The sequence below is a fragment of the Natranaerovirga pectinivora genome (assembly GCF_004342165.1).
Lineage (GTDB): Bacteria > Bacillota > Clostridia > Lachnospirales > DSM-24629 > Natranaerovirga > Natranaerovirga pectinivora.
In genome coordinates, this window is sequence record NZ_SMAL01000001.1 from 352,594 (window position 1) to 370,225 (window position 17,632).

The following is a 17,632-nucleotide window of genomic DNA, read 5'->3' on the forward strand; positions in this document are numbered from 1 at the left end:
GGAGTACATAATGAAAAATATACTTAGATGTGTTTTGGTGTTATTAACAATATTTGTTTTCGTTGGATGTGGTGGAAGAGATTCAGAAATTATTGAGAAAGAACCTATAGTAGAAGAAATAATTGAAGTTGAAGAAGAAGAAGAAGAAGAAGAAATAGAAGAAATTCCTGAAGGGATGGCCATTAACCCTTTAACTGGATTATGGATTGATGAAGAAGCTGCAAATAGACGCCCTATTAGTATTATGATTAACAATTTAGGACCTGCAGTACCTCAAAGTGGTATTGCACAAGCAGATATATTCTATGAAACATTAGTAGAAGGCGGGATTACAAGACTCTTGGCTATTTTTCAAGATTTTAATGCTGAAAAGATTGGTCCTGTAAGAAGTGCTAGACATTATTTTTTAGACTATGCATATGACCACGATGCATTATATGTACATTATGGTCAAAGCCCTCAAGCCAATGTAGCGTTTAGAGATAGAAGTGCTCCTAATCTTAATGGATTATCCTACTTAGATACTATTATGTGTTTTAGAGACCATTCAAGAGTAGCACCCCACAATACATATACTAGTTTTAATGGATTAATGGCTGCTTGGGATAGAGTTGGCTATAGAACAAATATCAGTGATGAGTTTGAATCTAAACTTCATTTCTTTGAAGAAGAAACAATACATGAAGATGGTAAAAATGCTATTAAAGTAACTTTACCCTATTCAAACAATACCATTTATAGATCTATTTTTAAGTTTGATGCTGATAAAATGGAATATAGACGATACCATAGAGGTGGGACAGAGCCTTTTATAGACAAAGAAACAGGGGACCAATTGCACTTTAAAAATATTATTGTTCAGTATACAGAAATGTGGGTCATTCCAGGAGATACAGAACATCGAATGGACCAACGATTAGTTTCTGAAGGAAATGGCTATTATATAAGTAATGGTAAAGCAATTGAAATATCTTGGAAAAGAGATGATATGAAATCTACCACGAAGTATTTTGATAAAAATGAAAACGAACTTATGATTAACAAAGGGAAAACTTGGATAGCTATATTCCCTAATAATAGAGAAATTATTTTAGAATAGAGGTTATTATGGAGAATATCGAATTAATTAAAGCCGCAAAAAAAGGGATGAGAAATGCGTATGCGCCTTACTCAAAGTTTCAAGTAGGGGCAGCAGTCCTCACTATTAAAAATAATGTTTATACAGGTTGTAATATTGAAAATGCATCTTTTGGTGCAACGAATTGTGCAGAGAGAACTGCTATTTTTAAAGCGATTTCTGAAGGGGAGAGGGAGTTTGCTAAGATAGCTGTTGTAAGTTCATCAAATGACTTAACCTACCCTTGTGGCATATGCAGACAGGTCCTGGGAGAGTTTATGCCTAATGGCGAAGTAATTTTAGTAGATAAAGACGATAATATAAAAATCTATAAAGTAGAAGAATTTCTTCCATATAGATTTATTTTAGAAGATGACAAGTAGACTAACTAGAGGTGTGAGAATGGAACAACAGACAAAAAGAGTAGATACTGGAAACAGTATTGTAAAACAAGGAAGCATACTTGTTATGTCTTCTATTATTGTTAGATTAATAGGTTTCTTTTATAGGGTCCCCCTATATAACATGCTTGGAGATGAAGGCGTTGCTCTTTATTCAAATGCATATGATGTGTACTCTCTTTTATTAATTATTTCTTCATATGGCATTCCAATTGCTGTTTCAAAATTAGTTGCATCAAAACTATCAAATAAAGAGTACAATAATGCCCATAGGGTATTTAAATTATCCTTACTTTTTGCATTTATATCAGGTTCTATTGCTTCTTTAATAGTTTGGTTTGGAGCAGAATTTATTACTCGTGAGATTGTAAATATACCACTTGCTGCAATTCCACTAAAAGCTTTATCTCCTACTATTTTAATTGTGTCAATATTAGGCGTGTTTAGAGGGTATTTCCAAGGTATGAATACAATGGTACCAACGGCATTATCTCAAATAATAGAGCAAATACTAAATGCAATTGTTAGCGTTGTAGCAGCGGCGTCCTTATTAAGTATGGGTATTGAATTTGGTTCAGCTGGTGGTACCATCGGGACTGGAGTGGGTGCACTAACAGGTTTAATATTTATGATAAGTATATATTTACTGATACGTCCTAAGATTAATAGAAGGTTAGCAAGAGATACAAAAACTATTGAAATATCTACCATAAATCTATCTAAAATGATTGCTTTAACCATAGTTCCCATTGTTATAGGGACAACAGTCATTAATCTTACTAATTTTCTAGACAATGTAATGTTTAATCAAAGTTTAGGATTTAGAGGATATACGGATTCTGATATTAGACTGTTAAGTGGCATATTAAATGGTAAATATAAATTAATCATTACTTTTCCTATTTCAATAGGGTCGGCTTTAGCGGCTGCAACGGTACCAAGTATAGCATCATCATTGAATAATAGTTTTAAGGACATTAATAGAAAAATAGATGTGGCTATTAGGTTTTTAATGCTTATCGCCATTCCTTCTGCTTTTGGTATTTTAACATTAGCGGGTCCCATATTAAACTTAGTTTTTAGGGATGAGTCAACGATAGAGGTTGTTAGATTGTTACAACTAGGTTCCGTTTCAATTATTTTCTTCTGTTTATCAACCATCGCAATTGGAATCCTTCAAGGGTTAGATAGAATTAAGTTACCTATAAAGCATTCTGTTATTTCAATGACCATTAAAATGATTATAAACTTTATATTCTTTTTTGTTTTACGTTTAAGTTTGTTTGCAATGATTGTATCTAACATTATCTTTTCAATCATTTCTGCTTATCTTAATCTAAAAGCAGTTAAAAAAATTACAAAATTAAACATTAATATTAAAAAAGCTTTTATACTGCCATCTGTTTCCGCGACAATTATGGGGGTTATTGTTTTTTTAGTATATAACATTACTCATTATATAGTAAAAAGCAATGCCATTAGTACTTTGGTAGCTATTGCTTTCGGTATTGCTACATATGGCATTCTTATCATCAAAACAAAAGCAATTAATGAAAACGAATTATTAGGATTACCTCAAGGAGGTAAACTTGTAAAATTATGCTATAAATTTAGACTACTATAATTATTATAGTAGTCTTTTACTACTTTATAGAAAATGCCCTTCCTATAAAGAAAAAAGTAGATTTAATGTACAGCAATATTAAGCTAAATTTATTGAGTAAGTATAATATAATAGATTTTGGTAGATAATAGGATATATTCCAATATAAGCAAAAACTGCTAGCATAGTCTAACTATGAAAAGGAGTGTTTGAAGTGAAGAGAAAAATTATCTATCCATTATCTTTTTTATTTGTATTTGCATTTGGTTTTTTTATTGCTTACCAGATATTTGTACCAGATAAAGAAATAATTGATGAAAACGAACCTGCTATTGAAGATATTATAGATACAGAAATGCTAGATATTGCAGAAGCAGAATTGAATGAGCCTATTGTTGAATTAAATAGTGGTACTGTTGCTGTTGATACTGTTAGGCAAGAGAGGATAACCCCATCTACCAAATTAGTCATTGAATATCTTTACTTAGAAGACAATACAATTGTTCAAGATGAGATGATTCCCCCTTACTACTTCCTAGATTTAACGAGAGATCAATTAGAGAAATATACAAAAGATTATTTAGGCAATCCAACAGCAAGTGATCAAGAAAAAGACTTGGATAATTTTGAATTGGTTTCATTTTCATCATCTAAAGTAGTACTGCGTAAAGTATATGATTCAGGTTATAAGAATTATTATCAAGTTTATATTGATCCTGAAAGGAATATAATTGTTATTGAAAATCCAGATGGAAGTATACGAGAAGATATTAATGCAGAGGTAAATGCTTTAGGAGAGGAAGAGAGAGAGTCTCTTAAGAAGCCTGGTAGGAAGGTTTATAGTGAAGAGGAGTTATTGCATCTTATTGAGAGTTATTCTAGTTAAAGTAATGTTAATATATAATATGACAAGGTATTTGCCTTGTCTTATTATAATATTTTGTTTTTCTTTATTTTTTAGCAGGAAAAAAATTCCTGTTTAAGGTATAAGAATATTTTAGAGTCCGAAAATAAATTAATATCATATAAACTAATAACAAAGATACGAAAAACATCCTGATACATCCTGTAAAATCAAGAGTTCTAAAAGCAGAGAGATACAAAGATAGACCTGTTCAAAAGGGAGAATGAAAAAAGTCATTTATATGTTTCTATTAAATAAAATTTCTGATTAATATTTGACAGCTTATGCATATGCTAATATAATTTACATATTAGCATATTTTTTTGTAAAATTTTATGATTTTAAGTACAAAAAGATTCTATGGTAGTTGATAAAAATAAATAGGAGTGATATAAGTGAATTGAGATCAGATTATTGATAAGAATAACAACCTGTAATAACAATTTATTTGCATAATGACATCTGTACTGTATCAAGACATTGTAAACTTTGGTTATAGCTGTAATAAAAGTTCCCTAGTATCATCAAAGAAATAGAGTTTTTAGATTTTAACTTATTCCATTTTTTTGTAAATATTTTTTGTAAATATTTTTCTATTTATTAGATTGAAAAAATTATATCATAAAAAACAGTAAAAATATATTTTTCTAGAGATGTACTAAAAAAAAGATTATTAATGTGGGGGATAAAAATGAATAAAAAAAGAAAAATTAGTATGTTATTAATTGTTTTAGTAATCACTACTTTTGTATTACAAGTTCCAGCTCAACAGGCTAAATCAACTTTTGAAATAGGGGATTATATTGAATTTGGACGCTATAATGGAGAACCTATCTTATGGAGAATTATTCATATTGATGATGAGGGAGCACCGCTGTTGTGGTCTGAAAACATTATTACTTATAAACCCTTTGACTCAGCATTGAGTGGTGAATTTGGCGTTACAAAAAGTGGAAAGGATTTATGGAATAATAGAATAAGCAGTACTGAAAAAGAACGGCGAGAAGCTTATGGTAGCAATCGCTGGTCTACTTCAAATCTTAGAGAATGGTTAAATAGTGAGGACTTTAATGTAAACTATACAACGCATCCACCTACGGAATCAGCAGTGATACGTAATGCCTATTCTCATGAACCTGGATTTCTAAGTCATTTTACTTATGAAGAAAGAGGAGCTATTAAGTATGTTACAAATAAAACTCTTTTATCTGAAATAGATCAGTACTTAGCTAATGGAGGAAGTGAATATCACGAATACGAGCATGAATTGCCTCAAGAAGCAGTAACTAATTATGATAGTGCATATTTTGAATGGGTAGTAGATCAAGTTTTTTTGCTTTCTATTAAAGAATTAGCAGATTACGTCGATGCAAGAGGATATCGAAGGTTTAAATCTCCAACTAGTAAAGCCCTTGAAAAAGATGAGGGTGATAGGTTTAGAGAGCCAGGATTTGAAGATTACTATTGGTTACGAACTCCATTAACGGCTTATGCTACTGATGTTCGAAGTGTGTGTGTGTTTGGTAGTGTTAGTGAGGTTCAAGCTTTCCATTATGAAATTGGAGTGGCTCCAGCATTATATCTAAACCCTAACTCTGTTATTTCTACATTTGGCTTGGGAACAAAAGAGAATCCTTATGAAGTAAAGATAAACTTAAATGAAGAGCATTCAGAATTAATTAACAATCCTTCACCTTGGGCAGTAATGGAAATTGAGAAAGCAAAAAAGAATAATTTAACCACTGTCAGAATTACAAACAATTATCAACAAAGTATAACCAGAGAAGAGTTTTGCGAATTAGTAGTTAAGCTATATGAAAAATTATCAGGAAAAAAAGCAGAATTGTCTTCAATCAATGGATTTACTGATACAATTAACCCTGAAATACTTAAAGCACATGCATTAGGAATTGTAAATGGAGTAAGTGATACTAAGTTTAAACCTAATAATAATGTTTCTAGGCAAGAAATAGCTGTTATGTTTTTTAGAACTTTGAAAGCAGTAGATGAAAGCTTAATAGATGGTATTTATCCGGTTAATTTTGAAGATAAAAGTGAAATCGCAAGTTGGGCTGAAGAGGCTATAGGCTTTATGAGCAATAAAGGGATAGTTGGGGGAGTAGGAAATAATCTAGTTAATCCAAAAGGAAATGCAACAAGGGAGCAAGCTATTGCTTTGGTTGTTAGGACATTTGAAGAGTTTAATTAATTAAGGATTGTAATTATACAAAGTGAATTAATGATAATTTAGAAAAGGAAAAATGAAAGATGAATAATAAAAAAAGAATAGTATTATCGATACTTATTATGACATTAATGAGCTTATTATTAGCTTGTGGAAGTGCACAGAAAGAATCAGAATTAATTGGTGAGTGGGAATTAATAGAAGATGTGTTAGCTTTTGGATTTTTTACTTATCCTAAAGGATCTAAAGTGCAATTTTATAGTGATGGTAATATGAGTTTTATGGGAATTGGATCAAAATATGAAATAGTTGATGGTAAATTAAAATTAACAGAAAATGATGGACCAGTTACGTATAACGAATACAAAGTAGATGGAGATACGCTGACATTACATTTACAAGCAACTGGATTATTGGCAGGGAACTCTGTTGAGTTGAATTATAAAAGAGTAGCTAAATAAATCAATAATAGCAGTAAATACAATAAAAAAGGATAACCCACACATAAGGGTTATTTTTTTTAGCTACAACTTACAACTCATTATATAAAACAAACAACGTAAGTTATACAGCCATTAGTAAAGGTAGTATGATGTTAAGATACGGTATAAAGAAATTCCAGATGCTATAAATATTAAATAATTAGAAGATAAAGGTATTGGTTTAAAATGAGAAGAAGGCTATGGGCAAATTATCTTTAAAGTTTTTTTGAAGTTTGTATTTACAATCAAATTAATTTATTAAGAAACTAAATTTATTGTTGGTAAAATCCATCGCTATTCTGTATAAATGTAATAAATAGGTGGTAAAATGAGTATGAACAAAAAACTAAGATTTATTCTGGTTAGAATATGTTGAACTTAAGTGGATTTTAAAGTAGAATAATATATAAATATAAAGCAAAGTAGGGTAATTATGGGTAAGAACACAGTTGCAATTATTGGTGGAGGTGCTTCTGGCCTTGTGGCAGGTATTGTTAGTGCTAGAGGTGGTGCCAAAGTTACGATTATTGAAAGAATGGATAGATTAGGTAAAAAAATATTGGCTACTGGAAATGGACGTTGTAATTTGACTAACACAGTATTGTCTGTAGATCATTTTAATGGAGAAAACCCTAAGTTTTCTATGCCAGTACTAAGTGCTTTCGATGTAGAGAAGACCATAGAGTTTTTTAATGGGCTTGGAATCTACCCAAGGGTAGAGAATGGGTATGTTTATCCTTATTCTAATCAAGCTTCTTCTGTTTTAGATGTACTTAGGCAAGAGATTGAACAATTAAAAATTAATGTTGTTTATGAGGAAGAAGTTAAAGAGATCGAAAAAAAGAAAAATCAATTTATTATACATACGAATGGTAATAAATATTATACCAATAAAGTTATTTTATGTGCAGGAGGGAACTCAACTCCCAACCTTGGGTCAAATGGGAGTGGTTTTGATTTAGCCAAGAAACTAGGACATAGAATCGTTAGCCCTTACCCTGCATTGGTTCAGATTAAAGCCAGTGAAAATTATTTGAAAAGGATTAAAGGGGTAAGGGTAATAGCAAAACTTCATTTGTATATTGATGATACTTTAAAAAGAGAAGAAGTTGGGGAAGTTTTGTTTACAGATTATGGTTTATCAGGTATACCAATATTACAGATTAGTAGATATATAGGTGAAGCCATTAATAATGGTAAAAAGATTAAAGTTTTATTGGATTTAATCCCAGAATTAGAAACGGAGGCTTTAGATAAAATATTAGTAGAGCGATTTACCAATATGCCTTATAAATCCATAGAAGATAACTTAATTGGGTTATTAAATAAAAAGCTAATTCCTATAATTACACATTTATCAGATATAAAAGATAATCAGCCCGTTAGTCAGATAAGTAAATCTCAAAGACATAAATTAATTGAATCAATAAAAAATCTAACCTTTAATATAACAGGAACAAATGATTGGAATCAATCACAGGTTACTGTAGGCGGTGTGGCAACGGATGAAGTAGATCCTAATACATTAGAATCTAAAATTCATCCAAACTTATATTTTGCAGGAGAAATTCTTGATATTGACGGCGATTGTGGGGGATATAATTTGCAATGGGCTTGGAGTAGTGGGTATATAGCTGGTAAAACCATAGTTAAGAAAACCAATTAAAAACAAAGGATGTAAAAGTGATGATAAGAATACAACAATTAAGATTTGAGTTAAATCATAATGATAATAATATTAAAAATAAGATACTAAAAGAGCTAAGAATAACAGAAGATGCTTTAAAAGAATACAGAATTATTAAAAAATCCATTGATGCTAGAAAGAAAAATAATATCATAATTGTATATACTATTGATATTAAAGTACAAGATGAAAAGAGTGTAATGAAGAAGATTAACAATAATAATATTATGTTAACAACTCATCAAAAATACACTTTTAATGTTACTGGACCAGAAAAGATTAAGCATAGACCTATAATTGTTGGAACAGGTCCAGCAGGATTATTTGCTGCTCTACTATTGGCAGAAAAAGGGTTTAAGCCTATAATAATAGAAAGAGGACAGCCAGTAGAAGAAAGATTTAAAGATGTGAATCGTTTCTGGGAAACAGGTGTATTAAATCCTGAGTCAAATGTTCAATTTGGTGAAGGTGGTGCAGGTACTTTTTCTGATGGAAAGCTAAATACCATGGTAAAAGAGGAAACAGGAAGAAATCATAAGGTTTTAGAGACATTTGTAGAGGCTGGAGCCCCATCAGAAATTCTTTATATAAACAAACCTCATATTGGTACAGATTATTTAAGAACGGTTGTAAAAAATATGAGAGAAAAGTTAATTGATCTAGGAGCAGACATTAAATTCGGAACTAAATTAACGGATATTATTATTGAAAACAATACAATTATTGGAATTGAAGTCAATAACAATGAAAAAATAGAGTGCCAAATGTTAATTCTTGCAATTGGTCATAGTGCTAGAGATACATTTGAAATGCTATACAAACATAATATCCAAATGGCTAGTAAACCTTTTGCTATTGGTGTTAGAATTGAACATCCACAGATTCTTATTAGTAAGAATCAATATGGAGATTATTATGAAAGCCCACATTTGCCAGTTGCGGATTATAAATTAACCCATAAATGTTCTAATGGAAGAAGTATTTATTCTTTTTGTATGTGCCCAGGCGGTTTTGTTGTTAATGCCTCTTCTGAAAAAGGTCGAATTGTTACTAATGGCATGAGTAATTATGCCAGAGATGAAGTAAATGCCAATAGTGCTATTATTGTCACTGTTAAGCCTGAAGATTTTGAATCAGAACATCCCTTAGCAGCTATAGCTTTTCAAAGAAAATGGGAAGAAAAGGCTTTTCAAGTGGGTGGAAGTTCATACAAAGTACCCATTCAATTGGTAGATGATTTTTATAAAAATAAAGCATCAAATAATTTAGGAGATGTTATGCCATCTTTAAAAGAACAAGGGGTATTGGCAAATATTCAGGAATGTTTACCTCATTATGTTATTGAGGGATTAAAAGAGGGCATTCAAGCTTTTGATAAAAAAATCAAGGGATTTGCAAGACAAGATGCAATTTTATCTGGAGTAGAAACAAGAACGTCATCACCAGTTAGAATCCATAGAGATGATAATTTTGAAAGTAATATCAAAGGATTATATCCTTGTGGTGAAGGTGCTGGCTATGCAGGAGGTATAACTTCTGCAGCTATGGATGGTATAAAAACGGCAGAAGCTATATTTAAACGATTTAAACCAGAATAATAGGGGGGATTCACTTGAGTAAACGAAGTCATTTGAAAGATAAAAAAAGAATTGTAATAAAGATTGGTTCATCTTCATTAACCCATCCAGAGACAGGGCATCTGAATCTTGCTAAATTAGATAAGTTCACAAGGATTTTGTCTGATTTAAAGAACAAGAATAAAGATGTTATTCTTGTAACCTCTGGTGCTATTGCAGTTGGGTATAAAGCTGTAGGATTAAAAGAAAAACCTGTGGAAATTTCTAAAAAACAAGCCTGTGCATCTGTTGGGCAAGCTATTCTTATGATGATTTATCAAAAGTTATTTAGAGAATATAACCAAACAGCAAGTCAGATACTGTTAACCAAAGATATTATGGATTCAGATATAAGAAGAAGGAATGCAGAGAATACATTTAAAGAATTATTTGAAATGAATGTTATTCCTATTGTTAACGAGAATGATACAATCTCTACTGAAGAAATTGAATTCGGTGATAATGACACATTATCTGCAATAGTGGCCACCTTGGTTAAAGCAGATTTATTAATACTTCTTTCAGATATAGAAGGGTTATATACAGATGATCCAAGAAAAAACAAAGATGCTGTTTTTGTTGAGGAAGTTGCAGTGATTGATGAAAATCTACTCAATATGGCAAAAGGTGCAGGGAGTAAAGTTGGCACAGGAGGTATGATTACTAAAATTCTGGCTGCTAAAATTGCAACTGAATCAGGTGTTGATATGGTTATTTCTAATGGGGATGATGTTAACAATATACTTAGAATTATCGATGGTGAAAACATAGGAACATTATTTTGTAAAAACTAGAAATCAAGGATACATAGGAATGAAAACCACTGTAAATAATTATAGTGGTTTTTTTAAAGGAAAATTCCACAGGAAGTTTTAAATTTTACAACCAATAATAGTATTAAAAATAATAAAGGCTATATATAATATTAAAAAGAGGAAATTTGCAATCTATGAAAGCAAGAAGGGATATGGCTATCGCATTAATACTAATTGGAGTACTAATCATTGGTATTATTATCTTCATTAGGTACTTTGATTTGAATTTTAAGAATGAAGAAAATAAATTAGAATTTAGAATATCCAATAAAAGGAATGGAGAAAAAGAAGATACAAAAGGAAAGACCTATGAGGGGATATGGCTCATAGAAAGTGAAGATATTAAACAGTGCCAGCCTTTAATATATGTTTTTGGTGGCATGATTTTAGATATCCAACAGATCAATAATGAAATTATTAAAGGTGAAATAAGTACAATACAAAGTGCCCCCTCCAATAGAATTGCTAGTGTAACTTTTGAAGCATTAAGGTCCAATAATATTCTAAAGTACCTTTTTTCTGATGACGGATGGGGGAATAAAGGGCAAATTACATTAGAGTTTTTAGAAGATACATTAGACCTTACAATTGATTTAACAGACATTGGAGAAGGTGCTATGTGGGGAATTGGAAATGGCAATTTTATTTTTCATAGGGCATTACCATTTGAAGAATTAGAAATAACAGAATTATCAAGAGCACCTTTTGAAAAATATTTTTCTGAATTAGAAAAAGGGTATTTACAACCATTTAAAGAGTTTCATTTAGAGAATGATCAACTTATTACTTTTGCAATTTTATATTATGCGTATAACCATATTAATGCCACAACAATTGAAAAGTCTGAAGTAGATAAAATAATTTATGATTTTTTTGGTATTAAAGACATAGAACATAATTCAGTATTTGATTATGGCATTATTTATACCAATAATTCATATACATATCCTGTTGTTTCGGGTGTTTCTCGAATCCCAATTGTTGAACAAATCATAGAATGTGATAGTAAGTATTATATTATGTTTACCTTCAATTATATTGATTTTGAAACAAGTGGGTACAATCTAGATGCGTTAATGTTAGCAACTTTAGAGAAAGGATCTGAAGGGTCTAGTATGGACTATTGGCTTAAGGAATACAAAGAGATTTATAAATTTGATTAATGCTACTTTAAACTAGTGATGATTGCACTAGTTTTTTCTTTTAGGATTTAGGCATTAAAAAACTCTTGGAAAAAAAATTGATACATGTTACTATAAAAGTAAAATTTTTATATATGAACTATTTTGGGCTACCTTTTTTCTAATAAGAAAAATATGGGGATGCAATAGAGTTTACATTATGGAGGGTTTTTATGACTTACGAAGATGCGTTAGAATATATTCATGGTTCATTAAGATTCGGTGATAAGCTTGGACTTGATAATATACGTAAATTATTAGAATTAATGGGTAATCCACAAAAAAAATTAAAATTCATACATGTAGCAGGCACCAATGGGAAAGGGTCAACTTGTGCAATCCTTGCAAGTATTTTAAAAGAAGAGGGTTATAAAGTTGGTATGTTTACATCCCCTTATATAGAAGCCTTTACAGAGCGAATAATTATAAATGATGAACAAATTCTTAAAATGGACTTAGCAAGAATAACTGAAGATATAAAAAGCCATGTTGATCATATGGTGAAGGAAGGTTTTAATCATCCAACAGAATTTGAGATTGTTACGGCCATTGGCTTTCAACATTTTTTTGAAAAGAACTGTGATATAGTTGTCCTTGAAGTAGGTATGGGCGGAAGATTAGATTCAACAAATGTTATTGATCTACCCTTGGTTTCTGTAATAACTTCCATAAGTTTAGATCATACAGATTATCTTGGGGATACCATTGACAAGATTGCTTTTGAAAAATGTGGTATTATTAAGGATAATGGGATTACAGTAAGTTATCTTGATCAGAAAAATGAAGCACTTGAAGTCATTAAAAAAACTGCAGAAGAAAGAAACAATCACTTTGTAGTGCCGAGTAATCATTATAAGATTATTAGTAATGACTTAAATGGGATTGTTTTTAATTATAATGCGTATGAGAATCTTCGAATCACTTTATTAGGTAAGCATCAATTATTAAATGCTATTACTGCAATTACAGTGATCGAGGTATTGAATGAAAAAGGTTTATTGAGGGTATCTAGAGAAAGTTTAATAAATGGTCTTAGTAATGCAAAGTGGATTGGAAGGTTTGAGGTATTAAAAACGGAGCCTTATTTTATCATTGATGGTGCTCATAATATTTCTGGTATTGAAGCTTTATCAGATTCTGTTGATGCTTATTTGATGGATAAGAAATTGACTTTTTTAGTTGGGATGTTGAAGGATAAGGACTATGAGCAAATCTTAAGTATTATTGGGCATAAGGCTCATAGGATTATTGCTACGACCCCTGATAATCCTCGAGCTTTGTCTGGTGAAGCGTTAGGTGAGGTTGCTAGGAAGTATTGTGAGGATGTTATAGTGGAAGAAGAGATTGAAAATGCTATTACTAGGGCTTTTGAATGTACAAGGAAAGATGAAGTGATTTTGTGTTTTGGGTCGTTATATTTGATTGGGGAAGTAAGGAGAAGAGTCTTGTGTTTTAATTAGTGAATAGGAAGACTAAGGTATTATATATATAAGATTAATTGCCCCATATCCTTCCTTGGATATAAGGGGCAAGCTACGCCATCCTTGGCTCCGCTGTTACATCTTATATATATATACCTTAGTCTGAGAGTACTGTTTGTTATGGATTTGATAGGGAAGATTCTTATAATAGTATATAATGACAATTATAAATATAAATAAACTTTAGTTTTTACTTTGAAAGGAGATTTTTTTATGGAACAACATAAGATTGATAGGATAAATGAGTTGGCTAGGAAGAAGAAGGCAGAAGGGTTGACTGAGGCTGAAGTTCAGGAGCAGGCTGTTCTTAGGGAAGAGTATTTGTCTTTGATTAGAGGGAATTTTAGAAGTACTATGAGTACTATTAAGATTAAGGATGAAGATGGTACCATAAGACCATTAAAACCGAAAGAATGACGAAGAAAGAGATTCGTCGTTTTATTTCTCAAAAGAAGAGTCTTTTAAGGGAAGACAAGATTCGCTTTGATAGTGAGACAATAGCAAGAACCCTTCTTGAACAAGTAGAATATGATAGTTGTAATACTATTTTTGTCTATGTGCCTTTTAATCAAGAAGTGAGAACTCAAGGGATTATTGAACAAGGGTGGATGGATCATAAAAGAATTGCCGTACCTAAGATAGTGGATAATGTAATGAGATTTTATTACATAAGTTCGTGGAATGATTTGCAAATTGGGTACTATAATATACTTGAGCCACATAGTAAAGAGGAAGCTTTATTAGATGAGACGACTTTAGTCATTATGCCTGGGTTAGCTTTTGATACCCAAAGAAATCGAATAGGTTATGGTGGCGGTTTCTATGATAAATTTTTAGAGGATAGAAAACCTTTTTCAAAGATTGCACTTACATTTGATTTTCAAGTTTTAGATAGTATTCCAAATGAACATAATGATATAAAACCTGATACCATTATAACTGAAAAAAGAATAATAAGAGGTGATAAGGATGTCTAATGAATTAATAATGAAGGGGCAGAAAGCCCAAGAAGTAAGTCGTAAGCTAATGCTTTTAAGTTCTAATGAAAAGAATAATGCTCTTGAAGCTGTTGCAGAGGCTTTGATAAAGAGAGAGGCAGAGATTCTTGAAGAGAATGGAAAAGATTTAGAAAGTGCGAAAGAAAAAGGTATTACTGGGGCCTTAATGGATAGGCTAACACTGAATCATAATAGAATTGAAGGTATTGCAGAAGGTCTGAAAATGCTAATTAATTTAGAAGATCCAGTAGGAGAAGTCTTATGGATGAAAAAAAGACCTAATGGCTTACAGTTAGGGCAAAAAAGAGTGCCTTTAGGGGTTATTGGTATTATTTATGAAGCAAGACCAAATGTAACTGTTGACGCTTTTGGTTTGTGTTTTAAAACAGGAAATGCAGTGATTCTTAGAGGCGGTAGTGAAGCCATTCATGCCAATACTAAAATTGTTGAGATTATTCAAGATGCACTAATGAGCATAGGTCTTCCAGCAGAAGCCGTTCAATTGTTAGAAGATACAAGCAGAGAAACCGCTAAAGAAATGATGCGCTTAAATCAATATATTGATGTGCTTATCCCAAGAGGTGGGGCAGGTTTAATTAAAACCGTAGTAGAAAACAGTACCATTCCTGTTATTGAAACAGGGGTAGGTAATTGCCATGTGTATATTGACTCTGAAGCAGATATTAATATGGCTGTAAAAGTTGCTTATAATGCCAAAACCCATAGACCAGGGGTATGTAATGCTTGTGAGAGTATTTTAATTAATAAAGAGATTTTAGATAAAGTAGCGCCTCTATTAATTGCCAAATTACAAGAAGGCAATGTTGAAATCCGTGGCGACGAAGAAATTAAAAAATACAGTGACAAAATAGTTGATGCTTGCGAAGAGGATTGGTCAACAGAGTATTTAGATTATATTGTTTCTATGAAAACTGTAGCAAATATTGAAGAGGCCATTAATCATATTAACACTTACGGATCAAAGCATTCAGAAGCCATCATAACAAATAATTATGAAAAATCAAATCGATTCTTAGATGCAATAGATGCAGCTGCTGTTTATGTCAATGCATCCACTCGATTTACAGATGGATTTGAATTTGGTTTTGGTGCAGAAATCGGTATTAGTACTCAAAAACTCCATGCAAGAGGACCAATGGGGTTAAAAGAATTAACAACGACAAAATATATTATATACGGTAATGGACAAATTAGAGAATAATAGCAGACACCTGATAAGATTAAATTTATATTAAAATTTAGTATCAAAATGGGAACAAAACTTTTAATCACTACGTCAATTAGTATATACCAAGTTTTAACAACTATTACCTTAGGAGGTTAAAAATGAAAAAAATATATATTGGCGTAGTTTTTTTATTGTTGGTTATAGGGAGTTTGACATTAATTAGACTTTTTGTATTAGGGGAAGAAAAAGAAAGTTTTATTGAAAGCAGGGGGATTACTAAAGTAGGTATTATATCTGTTTGGTCAGACTTAGATAATAAGCAATATGCATTAAAAGAAGAAATAGAAGTTATGGATAAGGAGACAATTGATAAGTTTATAGAGATAATTAATAATGGAACATTAAGTAAAGGTCTTTTAATGGATCGATTGCCTCACGAATATGAATTGAAAATATATTATAAAGATAGAATTATTAGATGTTCCTATGGTTATGAGGAGTCCCAATATAATATGCAAATTCAAGGTGTAAGTGGTGTTATTACAATTGATCATAGGATAATGGATGAATTAATTATTGGTGTTACAGGCGAAGTGAATAGACAAAAAAACGTGAACCCATATTAAAAGAGACAATTATTAATTGTCTCTTTTAATATATTCTATTATAGGTGATATATGGATTTTGATTATACATGAGTTCCGGAAACCCGCAACCATCCTTGCTGCGTTATTACACTTATATAAAATAAAAATTCTTGTTCTATCAGCTTGCCTACAGACTGAGAGACAATTATTAATGATCCCCTTAATATGTTTGTTAGTTAATGATTTGAATATTCCTTTCTAACTGTCTATAAACCTCAACAAGCTTATCTTCTAAAGCATCTTTTTCAGGATCAACATATTTACCAGATGCTTCAAACCAATTTATGATTTCTTTCAAACCTTCATTTAAGCCAATTGTTGCTTCATACTCTGGAGCATCTCTTTTGATCTTTGAATTATCAAATATACCTGGATAACATTTTTCTAAGTGTATATGAGTAAATAGGTCTGGGTTTCCTTTATAAAGGATCTCAGATGGCAAATAGTTAATAATAGGTTCAATCCCAACGATTTTACCAATCTCTAAGTATAAATCTTTCCACATTTGTCTATCTTCATTTGTAATGTGATATGCTTCACCGTATGCTTTTTTATTCCCTACTAATGCCACATAGCCTTTCGCCAAATCAGGTGCAAAAGTAAAGCTCCAAGGGTTTGTACCATCACCAAACATAATAAGTGGTTTGCCTTTTTTTATTCTATCCACAATACCATAATTTTGTCTTAAGACACCTATATTGGCCGCACCTATACCATAAGTTAAAGAAGGTCTAACAATTGTAATAGGAAGTATGCCTTCTTCAATCACTGTGTGAAGATATCTTTCCATTTCAGCTTTTTTATATGCATATAGGAAGCTTGGGTCATCACATAATGATTCTTTTTCTTCAATAATGGGTAACGTATTATAAGGTCTTTTATAAGCTGCTACACTAGAAGTGAAAATTATTTGACTGGTTTGATTTTTAAAAGTATCAACGGTCATTATGGCATCTTGTTCATGAAAGGAAATCATATCAATAACAACATCAAAAAAACGATTCTTAAATGCAGATTCAAACTGTTCTTTATTATTTCTATCACCAATAATCTGCTCAACTTGACCATCAAATAATGTATTGTTACCTCTATTAAAGATAGTTACTTCATAATTTTTATTCAATAGTTCTACAACAATAGCACGACTGATTACACCTGTTCCACCTAAAACTAAAACTTTCATCTTACCCCATCCTTTCAACTTATATTCTTCTTTAGTATAGCCTAATAACAAAATTGAAACAACGCAATATTTGCGGGGTGTGAATTCAAAGTAAATAGATTTTGCATAATTCATCTAAATCCTGTAAACTATTTATACAATAG

Annotated in this window: 16 protein-coding genes; 15 read left to right on the forward strand and 1 reads right to left on the reverse strand. The window is 31.2% G+C overall.

Annotation, left to right across the window (positions count from 1 at the left end; all coding sequences use genetic code 11):
- Positions 1–10 precede the first annotated feature (10 nt).
- The 15 genes from EDC18_RS01740 to EDC18_RS01810 all read left to right on the forward strand — a co-directional run bounded on the left by EDC18_RS01740 (position 11) and on the right by EDC18_RS01810 (position 16,285).
- Positions 11–1,099: a DUF3048 domain-containing protein gene (locus tag EDC18_RS01740; RefSeq protein ID WP_132249641.1), complete on the forward strand. Its 1,089-nt coding sequence runs from the start codon at positions 11–13 to the stop codon at positions 1,097–1,099.
- Between the two features lie 8 nt (positions 1,100–1,107).
- Positions 1,108–1,500, forward strand: coding sequence for a cytidine deaminase (locus EDC18_RS01745; protein ID WP_132249643.1), 393 nt, complete (start codon positions 1,108–1,110; stop codon positions 1,498–1,500).
- A 19-nt stretch (positions 1,501–1,519) separates the two neighbouring features.
- On the forward strand, positions 1,520–3,142 hold the full coding sequence (locus tag EDC18_RS01750) for a putative polysaccharide biosynthesis protein (protein WP_165878423.1): 1,623 nt from the start codon (positions 1,520–1,522) through the stop codon (positions 3,140–3,142).
- Positions 3,143–3,335: 193 nt separating this feature from the next.
- Positions 3,336–4,007, forward strand: coding sequence for a hypothetical protein (locus EDC18_RS01755; RefSeq protein ID WP_132249647.1), 672 nt, complete (start codon positions 3,336–3,338; stop codon positions 4,005–4,007).
- 709 nt (positions 4,008–4,716) lie between these two features.
- Positions 4,717–6,234: an S-layer homology domain-containing protein gene (locus EDC18_RS01760; RefSeq protein WP_165878424.1), complete on the forward strand. Its 1,518-nt coding sequence runs from the start codon at positions 4,717–4,719 to the stop codon at positions 6,232–6,234.
- A gap of 59 nt (positions 6,235–6,293) precedes the next feature.
- Positions 6,294–6,671: a hypothetical protein gene (locus EDC18_RS01765; RefSeq protein WP_132249651.1), complete on the forward strand. Its 378-nt coding sequence runs from the start codon at positions 6,294–6,296 to the stop codon at positions 6,669–6,671.
- A 454-nt stretch (positions 6,672–7,125) separates the two neighbouring features.
- Positions 7,126–8,358: a BaiN/RdsA family NAD(P)/FAD-dependent oxidoreductase gene (locus EDC18_RS01770; RefSeq protein ID WP_132249653.1), complete on the forward strand. Its 1,233-nt coding sequence runs from the start codon at positions 7,126–7,128 to the stop codon at positions 8,356–8,358.
- A 20-nt stretch (positions 8,359–8,378) separates the two neighbouring features.
- Positions 8,379–9,977, forward strand: a complete 1,599-nt coding sequence (locus tag EDC18_RS01775; RefSeq protein WP_132249992.1) for an NAD(P)/FAD-dependent oxidoreductase — start codon at positions 8,379–8,381, stop codon at positions 9,975–9,977.
- Between the two features lie 14 nt (positions 9,978–9,991).
- Positions 9,992–10,789: a glutamate 5-kinase gene (gene proB, locus EDC18_RS01780; RefSeq protein ID WP_132249655.1), complete on the forward strand. Its 798-nt coding sequence runs from the start codon at positions 9,992–9,994 to the stop codon at positions 10,787–10,789.
- A 155-nt stretch (positions 10,790–10,944) separates the two neighbouring features.
- On the forward strand, positions 10,945–11,973 hold the full coding sequence (locus EDC18_RS01785) for a hypothetical protein (RefSeq protein WP_132249657.1): 1,029 nt from the start codon (positions 10,945–10,947) through the stop codon (positions 11,971–11,973).
- Between the two features lie 191 nt (positions 11,974–12,164).
- Complete coding sequence (locus tag EDC18_RS01790; RefSeq protein ID WP_132249659.1) at positions 12,165–13,451, forward strand: bifunctional folylpolyglutamate synthase/dihydrofolate synthase; 1,287 nt, start codon at positions 12,165–12,167, stop codon at positions 13,449–13,451.
- A gap of 234 nt (positions 13,452–13,685) precedes the next feature.
- Positions 13,686–13,889: a DUF896 domain-containing protein gene (locus EDC18_RS01795; RefSeq protein WP_132249661.1), complete on the forward strand. Its 204-nt coding sequence runs from the start codon at positions 13,686–13,688 to the stop codon at positions 13,887–13,889.
- A complete protein-coding gene (locus tag EDC18_RS01800) occupies positions 13,886–14,449 on the forward strand; it encodes a 5-formyltetrahydrofolate cyclo-ligase (protein ID WP_132249663.1) in 564 nt (187 codons plus the stop codon). The genes EDC18_RS01795 and EDC18_RS01800 overlap by 4 nt, the downstream gene beginning before the upstream one ends.
- On the forward strand, positions 14,442–15,692 hold the full coding sequence (locus EDC18_RS01805; RefSeq protein ID WP_132249665.1) for a glutamate-5-semialdehyde dehydrogenase: 1,251 nt from the start codon (positions 14,442–14,444) through the stop codon (positions 15,690–15,692). The genes EDC18_RS01800 and EDC18_RS01805 overlap by 8 nt, the downstream gene beginning before the upstream one ends.
- Before the next feature lie 125 nt (positions 15,693–15,817).
- Positions 15,818–16,285, forward strand: coding sequence for a hypothetical protein (locus EDC18_RS01810; RefSeq protein WP_132249667.1), 468 nt, complete (start codon positions 15,818–15,820; stop codon positions 16,283–16,285).
- 193 nt (positions 16,286–16,478) lie between these two features.
- Here EDC18_RS01810 and EDC18_RS01815 read toward each other — a convergent pair whose 3' ends face one another.
- Positions 16,479–17,489 (reverse strand): NAD-dependent epimerase/dehydratase family protein, encoded by a 1,011-nt coding sequence (locus EDC18_RS01815; protein ID WP_165878425.1) that lies wholly within the window; start codon positions 17,487–17,489, stop codon positions 16,479–16,481.
- Positions 17,490–17,632 lie beyond the last annotated feature (143 nt).